The sequence below is a fragment of the Paenarthrobacter sp. UW852 genome (assembly GCF_024608385.1).
In the GTDB taxonomy this organism is placed as follows: Bacteria; Actinomycetota; Actinomycetes; order Actinomycetales; family Micrococcaceae; genus Arthrobacter.
Genome location: NZ_JAMSGY010000001.1, coordinates 359,096 through 374,432, shown reverse-complemented (window position 1 = coordinate 374,432; position 15,337 = coordinate 359,096). Strand labels below are relative to the sequence as shown.

The 15,337-nt window shown below is 62.7% G+C and carries 14 protein-coding genes; all 14 read left to right on the top strand.

What is annotated here, in order from left to right; all coding sequences use genetic code 11:
• The first annotated feature begins 14 nt into the window (after window positions 1–14).
• The 14 genes from NEK97_RS01760 (at window position 15) to secG (ending at window position 15,307) form a co-directional block, all read left to right on the top strand.
• The gene (locus NEK97_RS01760) at window positions 15–791 is read left to right on the top strand and encodes a trans-aconitate 2-methyltransferase (protein WP_257368150.1); all 777 of its coding nucleotides are present in this window, start codon (window positions 15–17) and stop codon (window positions 789–791) included.
• 154 nt (window positions 792–945) lie between these two features.
• The gene (locus NEK97_RS01755) at window positions 946–1,326 is read left to right on the top strand and encodes a GntR family transcriptional regulator (RefSeq protein WP_257368149.1); all 381 of its coding nucleotides are present in this window, start codon (window positions 946–948) and stop codon (window positions 1,324–1,326) included.
• A 65-nt stretch (window positions 1,327–1,391) separates the two neighbouring features.
• The gene (gene uvrA, locus NEK97_RS01750) at window positions 1,392–4,319 is read left to right on the top strand and encodes an excinuclease ABC subunit UvrA (RefSeq protein WP_257368148.1); all 2,928 of its coding nucleotides are present in this window, start codon (window positions 1,392–1,394) and stop codon (window positions 4,317–4,319) included.
• Window positions 4,320–4,380: 61 nt separating this feature from the next.
• Entirely contained in the window at window positions 4,381–5,097 is a 717-nt protein-coding gene (locus NEK97_RS01745) for an HAD hydrolase-like protein (protein ID WP_257368147.1), read from the top strand.
• On the top strand, window positions 5,084–5,752 hold the full coding sequence (locus NEK97_RS01740; protein WP_235521722.1) for a 1-acyl-sn-glycerol-3-phosphate acyltransferase: 669 nt from the start codon (window positions 5,084–5,086) through the stop codon (window positions 5,750–5,752). Before NEK97_RS01745 ends, NEK97_RS01740 begins: the two co-directional genes overlap by 14 nt.
• Window positions 5,753–5,813: 61 nt before the next feature.
• Complete coding sequence (uvrC, locus tag NEK97_RS01735) at window positions 5,814–7,829, top strand: excinuclease ABC subunit UvrC (RefSeq protein ID WP_257368146.1); 2,016 nt, start codon at window positions 5,814–5,816, stop codon at window positions 7,827–7,829.
• A gap of 53 nt (window positions 7,830–7,882) precedes the next feature.
• Window positions 7,883–8,803, top strand: a complete 921-nt coding sequence (gene rapZ / locus NEK97_RS01730; protein ID WP_235521724.1) for an RNase adapter RapZ — start codon at window positions 7,883–7,885, stop codon at window positions 8,801–8,803.
• The gene (gene yvcK / locus NEK97_RS01725; protein WP_235521725.1) at window positions 8,803–9,819 is read left to right on the top strand and encodes a uridine diphosphate-N-acetylglucosamine-binding protein YvcK; all 1,017 of its coding nucleotides are present in this window, start codon (window positions 8,803–8,805) and stop codon (window positions 9,817–9,819) included. The genes rapZ and yvcK overlap by 1 nt, the downstream gene beginning before the upstream one ends.
• A gap of 9 nt (window positions 9,820–9,828) precedes the next feature.
• Window positions 9,829–10,809: a DNA-binding protein WhiA gene (gene whiA, locus NEK97_RS01720; protein ID WP_235521726.1), complete on the top strand. Its 981-nt coding sequence runs from the start codon at window positions 9,829–9,831 to the stop codon at window positions 10,807–10,809.
• Window positions 10,810–10,981: 172 nt separating this feature from the next.
• Window positions 10,982–11,605: a superoxide dismutase gene (locus NEK97_RS01715; protein WP_211712622.1), complete on the top strand. Its 624-nt coding sequence runs from the start codon at window positions 10,982–10,984 to the stop codon at window positions 11,603–11,605.
• A gap of 270 nt (window positions 11,606–11,875) precedes the next feature.
• On the top strand, window positions 11,876–12,886 hold the full coding sequence (gene gap, locus NEK97_RS01710) for a type I glyceraldehyde-3-phosphate dehydrogenase (RefSeq protein WP_024821016.1): 1,011 nt from the start codon (window positions 11,876–11,878) through the stop codon (window positions 12,884–12,886).
• A 9-nt stretch (window positions 12,887–12,895) separates the two neighbouring features.
• The gene (gene pgk / locus NEK97_RS01705; protein WP_257368145.1) at window positions 12,896–14,122 is read left to right on the top strand and encodes a phosphoglycerate kinase; all 1,227 of its coding nucleotides are present in this window, start codon (window positions 12,896–12,898) and stop codon (window positions 14,120–14,122) included.
• A gap of 75 nt (window positions 14,123–14,197) precedes the next feature.
• Entirely contained in the window at window positions 14,198–15,013 is an 816-nt protein-coding gene (gene tpiA, locus NEK97_RS01700) for a triose-phosphate isomerase (RefSeq protein WP_257368144.1), read from the top strand.
• Between the two features lie 36 nt (window positions 15,014–15,049).
• Complete coding sequence (gene secG, locus NEK97_RS01695; protein WP_211712625.1) at window positions 15,050–15,307, top strand: preprotein translocase subunit SecG; 258 nt, start codon at window positions 15,050–15,052, stop codon at window positions 15,305–15,307.
• Window positions 15,308–15,337 lie beyond the last annotated feature (30 nt).

The following is a 15,337-nucleotide window of genomic DNA, read 5'->3' as shown; positions in this document are numbered from 1 at the left end:
GCGAGGAGGCTCTAATGAAGTGGGACCCGTCCAAGTACACCGAGTTCGGTAATCATCGGGACAGGCCGTTCCATGGCCTCGTGGGGAGGATCCAGGCCAACGACCCGCGGAAGGTGGTGGACCTCGGTTGCGGCCCCGGAAACCTGACGGCGACGCTGACCGATCGATGGCCCGAGGCCCGCGTGGTAGGCGTTGACTCCTCGGCGGAGATGCTCCGCAAAGCGGAGTCGCTGGCGAAGCAGACCGCGCGGCTGGAGTTCGAGCTGGGCGACATCGCCCGCTGGGAACCGGATACGGATACCGATGTGGTTGTCACGAACGCGGCGCTCCAATGGGTACCGGGCCACCAGGAAATGGTGGCTGCTTGGCTGCGCGACCTCAAACCCGGCGCCTGGTTCGCCATGCAGGTACCGGGAAATTTCACCTCTCCGTCCCACGCCCTGATGCGCGGACTGGCAGAGTCGCCGCGGTGGTCGCCCCGGTTGGCTGGAGTCCTTCGGCACGATGGCGCTGTAAGCAGTCCTGCGGATTACCTGGGCATCATGCTCGACGCCGGTTGTACGGCTGACGCTTGGGAGACCACCTACCAGCAGGTACTGACCGGCGAAGACCCTGTTCTGGAGTGGGTCCGCGGCACGGGCTTGCGACCTGTGCTGGCGGCTTTGTCCGCGGAGGAAGCCGCAGACTTCGAGCAGGAATACGCCGCGATGCTGCGGGAAGCTTATCCGGCCACGAAACACGGCACAGTTTTTCCTTTCCGGCGGATCTTTGCGGTCGCGCGCAAGAATTGAACCCCGGATTGCCGCCAATTCCAGCAGCCGACAGTTTCCCCCGCCGGACCGGCTTGTCCCGTACCGGCGTCGCTGGTCTAATTTTCGACATGGACCATGGACGTTTCGAACCCCTCACGCCGCGCACGACGCCGGTGACCGGCCGGAGTTACTGATGACTCCCACAGGCGAGTTCCCCGGCACTTGGCGGCCCCACACCGGGAGCGCCGTAGCGCTCTTTGAACAGTTGCGCCTCCGGATCATCGAACTGGTTGACTCCGGAGCCCTTGCGGTCGGGGCGAAGCTTCCTCCGGTCCGCAATCTTGCGGGTGCGCTGGATGTTGCACCCCATACAGTGGCCCGCGCGTACAAGGAGCTGGAAGCGGCCGGCGTTGTGGCTACCCGGGGGAGGAACGGCACGGTCGTCTGCGCGCGGGATGACCGATGGGGAGCGCTGGCCGGCGTAGCTGCCGAATATGCGGCTGCCGCGAAAGCACAGGGGGCTTCCTTCGCTGAAGCGGTGCAGCTTCTTGCGGCCGCCTACGACGCCGACTGATACCGATCAGTAGGGTGTGAGGCACGACATGGAAATTCGAAGAAGTTTTCGATTAGCATTGGTAGGTGCCCAAAGCCTTAGCTGAAGATACCGCCATCGAATCGCCGAACAGCATCCCAGCCGTTCTTGAAACCAAGCCCGCCAGGCCGGACCTGTCGCGCCTGGTGGTCAAGGGCGCCCGGGAACACAACCTTCGCAACGTGGACCTGGACCTGCCGCGGGACGCCATGATCGTGTTTACGGGACTCTCGGGTTCCGGCAAGTCATCGCTGGCTTTTGACACTATCTTCGCTGAAGGCCAGCGCCGGTACGTGGAATCGCTGTCCGCCTACGCGCGCCAATTCCTCGGCCAGGTGGACAAACCCGATGTCGATTTCATCGAGGGCCTGTCACCTGCGGTGTCCATCGACCAGAAGTCCACCAGCAAGAATCCGCGCTCCACCGTGGGCACCATCACTGAGATTTACGACTACATGCGGCTCCTGTGGGCCCGCGTCGGCCGCCCGCACTGCCCAGTGTGCGGCGAGCCGATCACCCGCCAGACTCCCCAGCAAATCGTGGACCAGCTCCTGGAGCTGGAGACGGGTACGCGCTTCCAGGTCCTCGCACCCGTGGTGCGCGGACGCAAGGGAGAATTCGTTGACCTTTTCAAAGAACTGACCGCCAAGGGCTACTCCCGTGCCCGCGTGGATGGTGAGCTGGTACAGCTGAGCGATCCTCCCAAGCTGGGCAAGCAGTTCAAACACACCATCGAAGTTGTGGTGGACCGCCTGGTGGTCAAGGAAGACATCAGCCAACGGCTCACCGACTCTGTCGAAACAGCCCTGGGCTTGGCCGAGGGGCGCGTCCTGGTCGAATTCGTCGACCTCGATGCCGAAGATCCTGGACGCATCCGGGCGTTTTCCGAGAACCTGGCCTGCCCCAACGAACATCCCCTGGCCATCGATGAGATCGAGCCACGTTCTTTCTCGTTCAACAATCCCTTCGGTGCGTGTTCCGCCTGCAGTGGTATTGGCACCAAGCTTGAAGTCGACGAGGAATTGATAGTTCCCAACCCGGAACTTTCGCTTGGCGAGGGCGCCATCGCCCCATGGTCGCTGGGTACGGCGACCACCGAATACTGGAACCGCCTCCTGGAGGGCCTGGCCCACGAACTGGGCTTCTCCATGAAGACCTCGTGGGAGAAACTCCCGAAGGACGTCCGCAACACCGTGCTCCACGGCAAGGACCACAAGGTCGTTGTCCAGTACAAGAACCGTTTCGGCCGGGAGCGCAAGTACAGTACCGGCTTCGAAGGCGCCATCCAGTATGTCCACCGGAAGCACGGGGAAACGGACTCGGATTGGGCCCGCGACCGTTACGAAGAATACATGCGCCAAATCCCCTGCCCTGAGTGCAATGGCGCGCGCCTGAACCCGGCGTCTCTGTCGGTATTGATCAACGGCAAGTCGATCGCCGCAGTCGCAGCCCTGCCAATGCGGGAGTGCGCGGAGTTCCTGGGCAGCCTGACCCTGACCAGCAGGGAGGCGCAGATTGCCAACCAGGTGCTGAAGGAAATCCAGGCCCGGCTGACCTTCCTCCTGGATGTCGGTTTGGAGTACCTCAACCTCGAACGGCCCTCCGGCACCTTGTCCGGCGGCGAAGCGCAGCGGATCAGGCTGGCAACCCAGATCGGCTCTGGCCTTGTGGGTGTGCTGTATGTCCTCGACGAGCCATCGATCGGACTCCACCAGCGCGACAACCGCAGGCTCATCGAGACGCTGACGCGCCTCCGGGACCTCGGTAACACGCTGATTGTCGTGGAGCACGACGAAGACACCATCCACGAGGCCGACTGGGTGGTGGACATCGGACCGGGCGCCGGCGAGCACGGCGGCCAGGTTGTGCACTCCGGAACCTACAAAGAGCTCCTGGCGAACACCGAGTCGCTGACTGGCGACTACCTGTCAGGCCGCCGCACCATCGACATCCCCAAGAAGCGTCGTAAATACGACAAAAAGCGCGAATTGAAGGTTGTTGGTGCCCGGGAGAACAACCTCAACAACGTTGACGCGACGTTCCCCCTGGGACTCTTCACCGCCGTCACAGGTGTCAGCGGTTCCGGCAAGTCCACGCTGGTAAACGAGATCCTCTATAAGGTGCTGGCCAATAAGCTCAACGGCGCCAAGCAGGTCGCCGGTCGCCACAAGACCGTGACGGGGCTGGAGCACCTGGACAAGGTGGTCCACGTCGACCAGAGTCCCATCGGCCGCACGCCCCGGTCCAACCCGGCAACGTATACCGGTGTGTTCGACAACATCCGCAAGCTGTTCGCCGAGACCACCGAAGCCAAGGTCCGGGGCTACCAGCCGGGACGGTTCTCCTTCAACGTCAAGGGTGGGCGCTGTGAAGCCTGCTCCGGTGACGGCACCTTGAAGATCGAAATGAACTTCCTTCCGGACGTTTACGTTCCCTGCGAAGTGTGCCATGGAGCCCGCTACAACCGGGAAACCCTTGAGGTCCACTACAAGGGCAAGACGATCGCCGACGTCCTCAACATGCCCATCGAGGAAGGCGCGGAATTCTTTGCGGCCTTCACCCCCATCGCGCGGCACCTGAGGACCCTGGTGGACGTTGGCCTGGGCTATGTACGGCTCGGCCAGCCTGCCACCACGTTGTCCGGGGGCGAGGCACAACGCGTCAAGCTGGCAGCCGAACTCCAGAAGCGCTCCAACGGCAGGAGCATCTACGTCCTGGATGAGCCCACCACCGGGCTCCACTTCGAGGACATCCGGAAGCTCCTGATGGTCCTCCAAGGGCTCGTCGACAAGGGCAACACCGTTATCACCATTGAACACAACCTGGACGTCATCAAGTCTGCTGACTGGATTGTGGACCTTGGCCCCAACGGTGGATCCGGCGGTGGCCGGATTATTGCCACGGGAACACCCGAGCAAGTGGCTAAATCCACGGAGAGTCACACCGCGACATTCCTGGCCGAGATTCTGGGATAGAAGTATTCCCGTAGCGGCATGCGAGTTTCAGGCATGCCGCTACTCGTGAGAAACTAACCCGGTGACTCAAACAAAGGTGCCCGTAATATTCGATCTGGACGGCACCCTTGTCGATCCTGCCGGCGGCATAACCGGGGGAATCTCTGCCGCCCTCAGGGAAATGGACCTTCCTGTTCCAGGGCAGGCAGTCCTGAATTCCATGGTCGGCCCGAAGCTCAGTGATTCGCTCTTGCATTTGGCCAATGTCCCCAGAGAATTGGTGGACGAGGTCATTGATCGTTATCGGCGCCACTACAAGGAAACCGGAATTGCCCAGAGCAAGCTTTATCCGGGTATCCACGCTCTTCTGCAGGACTTTGCTGAGTCCGGCCGTCCGGTGGCAGTAGCTACCCAGAAACCACAGTCCATGGCCCGCCTTGTCCTGGAGCATCACGGCATTGCCGGTTTCTTCGTCTCCATAAGGGGCGCGGCCGACGACGAGTCCTTGGGCGCCAACACTGCTTCCGGCAAGGTTGAAATCGTGGGCGCAGCCCTGGCCGACCTGCACTCGCAGCCCGCAGTCATGGTGGGGGACAGGCACCAGGACGTAGCAGGTGCCATGGCCAACGGGCTGGACTGCATCGGCGTCGGTTGGGGTTTTGCCCCCGACGGCGAACTCGAGCAGGCCGGGGCAGTGGCCGTGGTGGGCACCGCGCTCGAACTGAAAAGCACAATCGAAGAACTTGACGCTGTCCGCGCGGCAGCCCTGAGCGAGGTACAAAACGATGGCAGTATTTGATGCGATCCGGTGGACTACCCGCGGGCTCATTTCGTCCACCTGCCGCCCTACGGTCATTGGACTTGAGAACGTACCCACCGACGGCCCGTTCATTGTGGCCCCCAATCACCTCTCCTTCCTTGACAGCGTGATCGTTCAGGCACTGATGCCACGACCGGTCGCGTTCTTTGCCAAAGCGGAATACTTCACAACCAAGGGCGTCAAGGGCGCTGTGATGAAGTCCTTCTTTGAAGCCGTTGGTTCCATACCCGTAGAGCGGGGCGAGCAGGCGGCCAGCGTCCAGGCGTTGAAGACCCTGCTGGATATCCTTGAATCGGGCAAGGGCATCGGCATCTACCCCGAGGGCACCAGGTCCCGCGATGGAATCCTCTACCGTGGTCGCACCGGCGTGGGCTGGCTTGCCCTGACTACGGGTGCACCTGTCATCCCCGTGGGGCTGATCGGCACAGAGAAGCTCCAGCCGGCGGATAAGAATGCCGTCCGTCCCCAGCACTTCACCATGAAGGTTGGGGAACCGCTCTACTTCGATAAGACGGGTCCGGATCATTCGCTGCCCGCCCGCCGCGAGGTCACGGACAAGATCATGGACGCCATTGCGCTGCTCAGCGGACAGGAACGCTCCACGAGCTACAACCAGAGCAAATCCGTGGACTAGCCACCCGGGCCCTGGCTTGGCCGTGGCATCTGGTGTCGGTCCGGTTCACTAGACTGGACATGTGGCAGATCCAGCAAGTTACCGACCCCAAACAGGTGAAATTCCCACCACGCCGGGCGTCTACCGTTTCCGCGACCCCCACGGCCGGGTCATTTATGTAGGCAAGGCCAAGAACCTCCGTTCGCGGCTGAATTCGTACTTCGCCAACCCGGCAGGCTTGCTCCCCAAGACCCATGCCATGGTCCATGCTGCCAGCAGCGTTGAATGGACCGTGGTTGGCAGTGAACTCGAGTCGTTGCAACTCGAATACACATGGATCAAGGAATTCAAGCCCCGCTTCAACGTCGTCTTCCGTGACGACAAGACGTATCCGTACCTTGCTGTGACCATGGGCGAGAAATACCCCCGGGTACAGGTCATGCGGGGCGAGCGGAGAAAAGGGACCAGGTACTTTGGGCCCTACACAGCCGGTGCCATCCGGGAAACCATGGACACGCTGCTGAGGGTATTCCCGGTCCGCAGCTGCAGTGCCGGTGTGTTCAAGCGGGCCGAGTCCAGCGGAAGGCCGTGCCTCCTTGGCTACATCGACAAATGTTCTGCGCCATGTGTCGGCAGGGTCACTGCCGATGAGCACCGGGTGCTCGCAGAGGACTTTTGTTCGTTCATGGGAGGTGAAGCCAAGCGCTTCATCAGCCGGCTCGAGAAAGAGATGGCCTCAGCGGTAGCCGACCTTGATTACGAGCGCGCGGCGGGGCTCAGGGATGACATCATCGCCCTGCGCAAGGTCTTTGAACGCAATGCCGTAGTGCTTGCCGAGGACACCGACGCCGATGTCTTCGCTTTGCATGACGACGAGCTGGAGGCCTCGGTGCAGGTCTTCCACGTGCGCGGAGGCCGCGTCCGGGGCCAGCGCGGATGGGTGGTGGAGAAGGTCGAGGATGCCACCACGCCCGAGCTCATCGAACATCTGCTGCAGCAGGTCTATGGCGAGGACAGCGAAGTCCAGGGCCGCATTCCGCGGGAAGTCCTGGTCCCCGAGAACCCCAGCAACCACGCTGAACTGACTGAATGGCTGGGAGGCCTTCGCGGTGCCAAAGTGGACATCAGGGTTCCGCAGCGTGGGGACAAGGCTGCGTTGATGTCCACGGTCCGCGAGAACGCGGAGCAGGCACTCAAGTTGCACAAGACACGGCGTGCCGGCGATATCACCGTCCGGTCCTTGGCCCTCCAGGAACTCCAGGAAGCCTTGGACATTCCTGTGCCGTTGCTTAGGATCGAGTGCTTCGACATCTCGCATGTGCAAGGGACCAACGTGGTGGCGTCCATGGTGGTCGTGGAGGATGGCCTTCCCAAGAAAGCCGACTACCGCAAGTTTTCCATCACCGGTGCCGCCGCGGCGGACGACACCGCAGCCATGCATGACGTCCTGACGCGCAGGTTCCGGCATTACCTGGCGGACAAGGTGGCACAGGTCCCTGTGGTCTCCGGCGAAATCAGCAACCCCGCCCGGCCCGGAAGTGCCCGCGCGGGTGAGGCGCCGCCGTCGGACCCCACCATGCCGGCACCGAAAGCCAAGTTCGCCTACCCACCCAACCTGGTGGTGGTGGACGGCGGTCAACCTCAGGTCAACGCGGCTTCGCGCGCCCTGGCGGATCTGGGAGTCGACGACGTCTACGTCGTAGGACTGGCCAAGCGGCTCGAGGAAGTCTGGCTGCCCGACAGCGACTTCCCGGTCATCCTGCCCCGAACCTCCCAAGGCCTGTACCTTCTCCAGCGGATCCGGGACGAAGCCCACCGCTTTGCCATTACCTTCCACCGGCAAAAGCGTGGCAAGGCCATGACGGTCTCCGCGCTGGACGGGGTTCCTGGCCTCGGTGAAGCAAAACGCAAGGCGCTGGTGGCACACTTCGGCTCGCTGAAGAAAATTCGGGCCGCGTCCGTCGAGGAGCTCACCTCCGCCAAGGGCATCGGCCCGGCACTGGCAGCCGCCGTTGTCCAGCACCTGGGCTCCACTGCGGACTCCGAGGAGGCAACTCCGGCGATCAACATGACCACCGGCGAAATCCTTGAATCTTAGCTAGGGTAAGAAGTTGCTGCAACGACCATTCCGAACTGAACGGGGAACACTTGATGGATGAGGCAACAGGGTCCGGCACGGAGCAGGACGGCCTCACGCCGGTCAAACCACCGGAGGCGGAACTGCTGGTAGTGACTGGCATGTCAGGGGCAGGGCGCAGCACGGCCTCGGACGCCTTGGAAGACCATGGCTGGTACGTCGTGGACAACCTGCCCCCGCAAATGCTGGGTACGTTGGCTGAAATTGTTTCGCACGCCCCCAAATCGATTCCCAAGCTGGCCGTTGTGGTCGATGTCCGCAGCAAGGACCTCTTTACTGACATCCAAACGGCACTGGGAGCCTTGAGCGCCACGGGCATCACCTTCCGCGTGCTTTTCCTGGATGCCAGTGACGAAGTATTGGTCCGCCGGTTCGAGCAAGGCCGCAGGCCCCACCCGCTTCAGGGCGGCGGCAGGATCCTCGATGGCATCGGCATCGAGCGCGAGGTCCTGCGGGAACTGCGCGAGCATGCTGACGTCGTCCTGGACACCACGGAGTACAACGTCCACGGGCTTGCCACGGCCATCACCGAACTGTTCAGCGACACCGGACCTGTCACCCTGCGTCTGAACGTCATGAGCTTCGGCTTCAAGTACGGGCTTCCCGTGGACGCCAACTTCGTTGCCGACGCACGCTTCATTCCCAACCCGCACTGGGTTCCGCAACTCCGGCCGCACACCGGCTTGGATGAGGACGTCAGCAACTATGTCCTCGCGGCCGATGGCGTCCACGAATTCGTGGACCGCTACGTCAGCGCCCTCGAACCGGTACTGGACGGCTACCGCCAGGAGAACAAGCATTACGCCACCCTGGCCGTTGGCTGCACCGGAGGCAAACACCGTTCGGTGGCCGTCGCCGTCGAGCTGTCCAAGCGCCTGGCGCAGTATCCACGCGTTACTGTCACCACCACCCACCGCGACCTGGGGCGCGAGTAGTGGGGGTCCTGACCGGCCCGCTGCCGCTCATTCCACCGAAAGGTGTCCCCGGCAGCCAACAGAAGAAAAGCCCGTCGGTGGTCGCCTTGGGAGGCGGACATGGACTGGCAGCGTCACTGTCGGCGCTGCGGCTGCTGACGTCCGAGCTGACGGCAATCGTGACAGTAGCGGACGACGGCGGATCTTCCGGGCGTCTCCGTGACGAGTACGGCGTCCTCCCGCCCGGGGACCTGCGGATGGCCTTGAGTGCGCTCTGCGACGATACCGACTGGGGACGCACCTGGCGGGACGTCATGCAGCATCGTTTTGACGCCGGCTCGGCCAAGGGCGGGTCGCTGGACAACCATGCCATGGGCAACCTGCTCATCGTCACCCTGTGGGAGTTGCTCGGGGACACCGTCGCCGGACTGAAATGGGCAGGAGCACTGCTCGGTGCCCGCGGGCAAGTACTGCCCATGTCCAGTGTTCCCCTCACCATTGAGGGGAGGGCCAGGGTGGAACTCCCCGACGGCGGCTACGAACTGCAGACCGTCCGTGGCCAGGCGAAGTGCGCCGTAGCCGGGAAGCTGGAAGACGTTACCCTCCTTCCCGAAGCCGCCCCGGCCTGCACGGAGGCGCTAACCGCCATCGAACTCGCCGACTGGGTGATCCTCGGGCCCGGTTCCTGGTACACCTCGGTGCTCCCGCACCTGTTGCTCCCTGAGCTCCGCCAGGCGCTGGGGGACACCGCGGCCAAGCGCTGCCTGACCATGAATCTGGACGTCGAGACCAAGGAAACCTCGGGTATGACGGCAGCGGACCATTTGGATGTCCTGCGCCGGTACGCACCGGAGTTCAGCGTGGATGTGGTTCTCGCCGACCCCGCTGCAATCCAGGACCTGAAGGCCTTCGAGAAGGCTGCCGGGATGCTCGGTGCGGAAGTGGTGTTGGGTAGAGTAGGGGCGTCGAGGCGGCGCCCCGTCCATGATCCATTGCTGCTGGCAGCGGCCTACCACGATATTTTCGGGAACAGTTAGGAACACACGATGGCACTTACTGCGTCGGTCAAGGACGAACTGTCCCGGCTTGACATCAAGAAATCTTCGGTGCGCAAGGCCGAGGTTTCGGCAATGCTGCGCTTTGCGGGCGGCTTGCACATCATCTCCGGGCGCATCGTCATTGAGGCCGAAGTGGACCTCGCCTCCACGGCACGGCGCCTGCGCGCCGCGATCGCCGAGGTTTACGGCCACCAAAGCGAAATCATCGTTGTTTCCGGGGGCGGCCTGCGCCGCGGGAGCCGCTACGTTGTCCGGGTAGTCCGGGACGGTGAGGCACTGGCCCGTCAGACGGGCCTCCTGGATGGGCGTGGCCGCCCGGTCCGGGGGCTTCCATCGGTTGTCGTCAACGGTTCAGCAGCTGACGCCGAGGCTGTCTGGCGGGGCGCTTTCCTCGCGCACGGGTCCCTGACGGAGCCGGGACGTTCGTCATCCCTTGAAGTCACCTGCCCCGGGCCAGAGTCGGCCCTTGCCCTGGTGGGTGCGGCCCGGCGCCTGGGAATCCAAGCCAAGGCCCGCGAAGTGCGCGGCGTGGACCGCGTCGTCATCCGTGATGGGGACACCATCGCCACCCTCCTGACCCGTATGGGAGCCCACGACGCACTCATGGTTTGGGAGGAACGGCGGATGCGCAAGGAAGTCAGGGCCACGGCCAACAGGCTTGCCAACTTTGATGACGCCAACCTGCGCCGCTCGGCCCAGGCTGCCGTTGCGGCCGGCGCAAGGGTGGACCGTGCCCTGGAGATCCTTGGTGACGACGTTCCGGACCACCTCAAGTACGCGGGGGAGCTCCGCGTCGCCCATAAACAGGCAAGCCTGGATGAATTGGGCCGGCTCGCTGATCCGCCCATGACCAAGGACGCCATCGCGGGTCGTATTCGCCGCCTGTTGGCCATGGCTGACAAGCGCGCCCTGGACCTGGGCATCCCGGGCACCGAGGCAAATGTGACTCCCGAAATGATGGACGAGTAGGCCACACCCATAGAATCGAAAAAGTGCGGAGGAAATACTGTGAGGGCCCGGCGGGTTGTTCCCGGTGGACGCAGGAGCAGGCTTCTTCGCCAAGGATTTCCGGCCGGTCCGCTGGCCGGATGAAATAACGAGTTACCAACCCGGACATCAGTCCATTACATTGGAGGATTTCGTGACAGAGTACGTTCTGCCCGAGCTCGGCTACGACTACGCAGCACTCGAGCCGCACATTTCGGCAAAGATCATGGAGCTGCACCACAGCAAGCACCACGCGGCCTACGTCGCGGGCGCGAACAACGCGCTCTCCCAGCTCGCAGAAGCCCGCGACAAGGGCGACTTCGCCAACATCAACCGCCTCTCCAAGGACCTCGCGTTCCACACCGGTGGCCACATCAACCACTCCGTATTCTGGAACAACATCTCCCCGGACGGCGGCGACAAGCCCGAAGGTGAACTTGCAGCAGCCATCGACGACGCTTTCGGTTCCTTCGATGCCTTCCGCGCACAGTTCAGCGCTGCTGCACTGGCCCTGCAGGGTTCGGGCTGGGCATTCCTTGCCTACGAGCCGATCGGCGGAAACCTGGTCATCGAGCAGCTTTACGATCAGCAGGGCAACGTTGCGCTCGGCACCACCCCGCTGCTGATGCTGGACATGTGGGAGCACGCCTTCTACCTGGACTACGTCAACGTCAAGGCTGACTACGTCAAGGCTTTCTGGAACATCGCAAACTGGGCAGACGTCGCCAAGCGCTTCGAAGCCGCACGCACCAACGCCACGGGCCTCATCGTCCTCTAGTGGTGAGCAAGGTTTCACGCAGATGTAACAAAAGTCACTTTTAGCGTGAATTCCGGCTAAATGCTGAAAAGCCTGCCTCCGCAGTTGCGGGGGCAGGCTTAGTTAAACGTAAGATGGATCACGGAAGGCGGTTAGCCTTCAGCAACGTGGCTGGTCGCCCTCCGATCTGATAATCACCTCTGCCCAACGGCGTGCGGGGTCTGTTAGTTGGAAATATCTGATCCGACTCACTAGGCGTGCTTGCAAGAGCACCAAGGAGATTGACACATAGTGACCACCCGTATTGGTATCAACGGCTTCGGCCGCATCGGCCGTAACTACTTCCGCGCAGCACTGGCCCAGGGCGCAGACCTTGAGATCGTCGCAGTCAACGACCTCACCAGCCCCGAGACCCTCGCCCACCTCCTGAAGTACGACTCCGTCGGTGGACGCCTCGCCCAGACCGTGGAAGTTGTCGATGGAAACCTGGTTGTCGACGGTAAGTCGATCAAGGTCCTGGCAGAGCGCGATCCCGCGAACCTTCCGTGGGGCGAGCTGGGCGTGGACATCGTTATCGAGTCCACCGGTTTCTTCACCAAGGCCGCCGCAGCGCAGAAGCACATCGACGCCGGAGCCAAGAAGGTCCTCATCTCGGCACCTGCCAGCGACGAAGACATCACGATCGTGATGGGCGTGAACCACGAGCTCTACGACCCGGCAGCGCACAACATCATCTCCAACGCGTCCTGCACCACCAACTGCCTCGGCCCGCTGGCCAAGGTCGTCAACGACGCCTTCGGCATCGAGCGTGGCCTCATGACCACGGTCCACGCCTACACGGCCGACCAGAACCTGCAGGACGGCCCGCACGGCGACCTCCGCCGTGCCCGTGCAGCAGCCATCAACATGGTTCCCACCTCCACCGGTGCGGCCAAGGCAATCGGCCTCGTCCTGCCCGAACTCAAGGGCAAGCTCGACGGCTACGCCATTCGCGTTCCCGTCCCTACCGGTTCCGCAACGGACCTCACGGTGACGGTTTCCCGCGAAGTCACGGTCGAGGAAGTCAACGCCGCAGTGAAGGCCGCAGCAGAGTCCGAACAGTGGGCTGGCATCCTCTCCTACACGGACGCTCCGATCGTGTCCTCGGACATCGTTGGCGACCCGGCGTCGTCCATCTTCGACTCCGGCCTCACCAAAGTCATCGGCAACCAGGTCAAGGTTGTTTCCTGGTATGACAACGAGTGGGGTTACTCCAACCGCCTCGTCGACCTCACGGAGCTCGTCGCATCCAAGCTGGGCTAGGGTAGACACATGACATCTCACACCCTCAACGAACTCATCGCTGAAGGTGTCCGCGGGCGGTACATTTTGGTCAGAAGTGACCTGAATGTGCCGCTCGACGGCTCTACAGTGACCGACGACGGCCGCATCAAAGCGTCCCTGCCGGTCATCAAGAAGCTCTCGGACGCCGGTGCCCGTGTGCTCGTAACCGCCCATCTCGGCCGCCCCAAGGGTGCCCCCGAGGAAAAGTACTCCCTGAAGCCCGCAGCGGACCGCCTGGCTGAACTCGCGGACTTCTCCGTGCAGCTCGCCAAGGATACCGTTGGCGCCTCCGCCAAGGAGCTTGCCAGTGGCTTGCAGGACGGGAACGTGCTGGTCCTCGAAAACGTTCGCTTTGACGCCCGGGAAACCAGCAAGGACGATGCCGAGCGCGGCGCGTTCGCTGACGAACTCGTTGCACTGACAGGTGGCAACGGTGCGTTCGTGGACGATGCTTTCGGTGCGGTACACCGCAAGCACGCCAGCGTTTACGACGTCGCCACGCGGCTGCCCTCTTACCTGGGCGACCTCGTCCACACCGAGGTTGAAGTTCTTCGGAAACTGACCAGCGACACGCAGCGCCCCTACGTCGTGGTCCTCGGCGGTTCCAAGGTCTCCGACAAGTTGGCTGTCATCGACAACCTGCTGGGCAAGGCTGACACCATCCTGGTTGGCGGCGGCATGCTGTTCACCTTCCTGGCTGCTGCCGGGCACAAGGTTGGAGCAAGCCTCCTGGAGGAAGACCAGATCCCTGTCGTCCAGGACTACCTCAACCGTGCCGCCGACGCCGGAACGTCGTTTGTCATTCCAACTGACGTGGTGGTAGCCAGCCGCTTCGCAGCGGATGCCGACCACGAGGTTGTCAGGGCCGATGCCATTGAAGAAAGCTCTTTCGGAGCTTCCGGCATCGGCTTGGACATCGGACCCGAAACGGCCTCGGCTTTCGCAGCACAAATCGAGGGAGCCAAGACCGTCTTCTGGAACGGCCCCATGGGCGTCTTCGAATTTGAGGCCTTCTCTGCCGGCACCCGTGCCATCGCGCAGGCGCTCACCGACACTGTGGCCTTCACAGTGGTGGGCGGCGGCGACTCAGCGGCCGCGGTTCGCACCCTCGGCTTTGACGATTCGCAGTTCGGCCACATCTCAACCGGTGGCGGCGCCAGCCTGGAATACCTTGAAGGCAAGGAACTTCCGGGGCTCAGCGTCCTGGACCGCTAAGCACCAAACCGGCCGGCAGGACGCCTATGCGTCCTGCCGGCCGTTCCACATCACAACGTAATCTTTGGAGTTCATGTGACTACCTCTGCCAACGGCTACTTCGTTCGCAAACCCTTCATCGCCGGCAACTGGAAGATGAACATGGACCATGTCCAGGGCATCACCCTGCTGCAGAAGCTCGCCTGGACCCTGTCCGACGCCAAGCACGACTACAACCGGGTAGAGGTAGCCGTCTTCCCTCCGTTCACCGATCTCCGCGGCGTCCAGACCCTGGTTCAGGGCGACGACCTGGAAATCGTTTACGGCGGCCAGGACCTGTCCCAGTTCGACTCCGGCGCTTACACCGGCGATATCTCCGGTCAGTTCCTCAACAAGCTGGGCTGCGCCTACGTCCTGGTGGGCCACAGTGAGCGCCGCACCATCCACAACGAGTCCGACGAAGTCGCGAACGCCAAGGTCAAGGCAGGCTTCCGCCACAGCGTCACCCCGGTGCTGTGCGTGGGAGAAGGCTTGGAAGTCCGCCAGGCCGGAACGCACGTCGAACACACCTTGGCCCAGCTGCGGGCCGGCGTTGAGGGTCTCACCGCCGAACAGGGTGCTGAGCTCGTCGTTGCCTACGAGCCCGTCTGGGCCATCGGAACCGGGGAAGTAGCCGGTCCTGAGGATGCACAGGAAATGTGTGCCGCCATCCGTGCCGAGCTTGCTGTGCTGTTTGACGAAACCGTCGCGTCCAAGACGCGGTTGCTGTATGGCGGCTCCGTCAAAGCCAACAACGCTGCGGCCATCATGGCCGAAACCGACGTCGACGGTTTGCTTGTGGGTGGCGCCAGCCTGGACCCGGCGGAGTTTGCTAACATTGTCAGGTTCGAGAACCACCTGGTCACCGACTAGTCCGGCTCCCGATTTCCGCTTCTTCGAAAGGCCGTCGTGGACGTTCTTCAAGTCATTCTGCAGATCCTGCTGGGCATCACCAGCCTCCTGCTGACGTTGCTCATCCTCCTGCATAAGGGACGTGGCGGCGGGTTGTCCGACATGTTTGGTGGCGGCATGAGCTCGGGTCTGAGCTCCTCAGGTGTTGCCGAGCGCAACCTGAACCGCTTCACCATTATTCTCGGAATTACCTGGGGCGTAGTCATCATTGGCTTGGGCCTGATCATGCGTTTTGCTTCAGGTGGCGACTCCTAGTCGTCCCTGAACAGGGGAGGTTCCTTCACG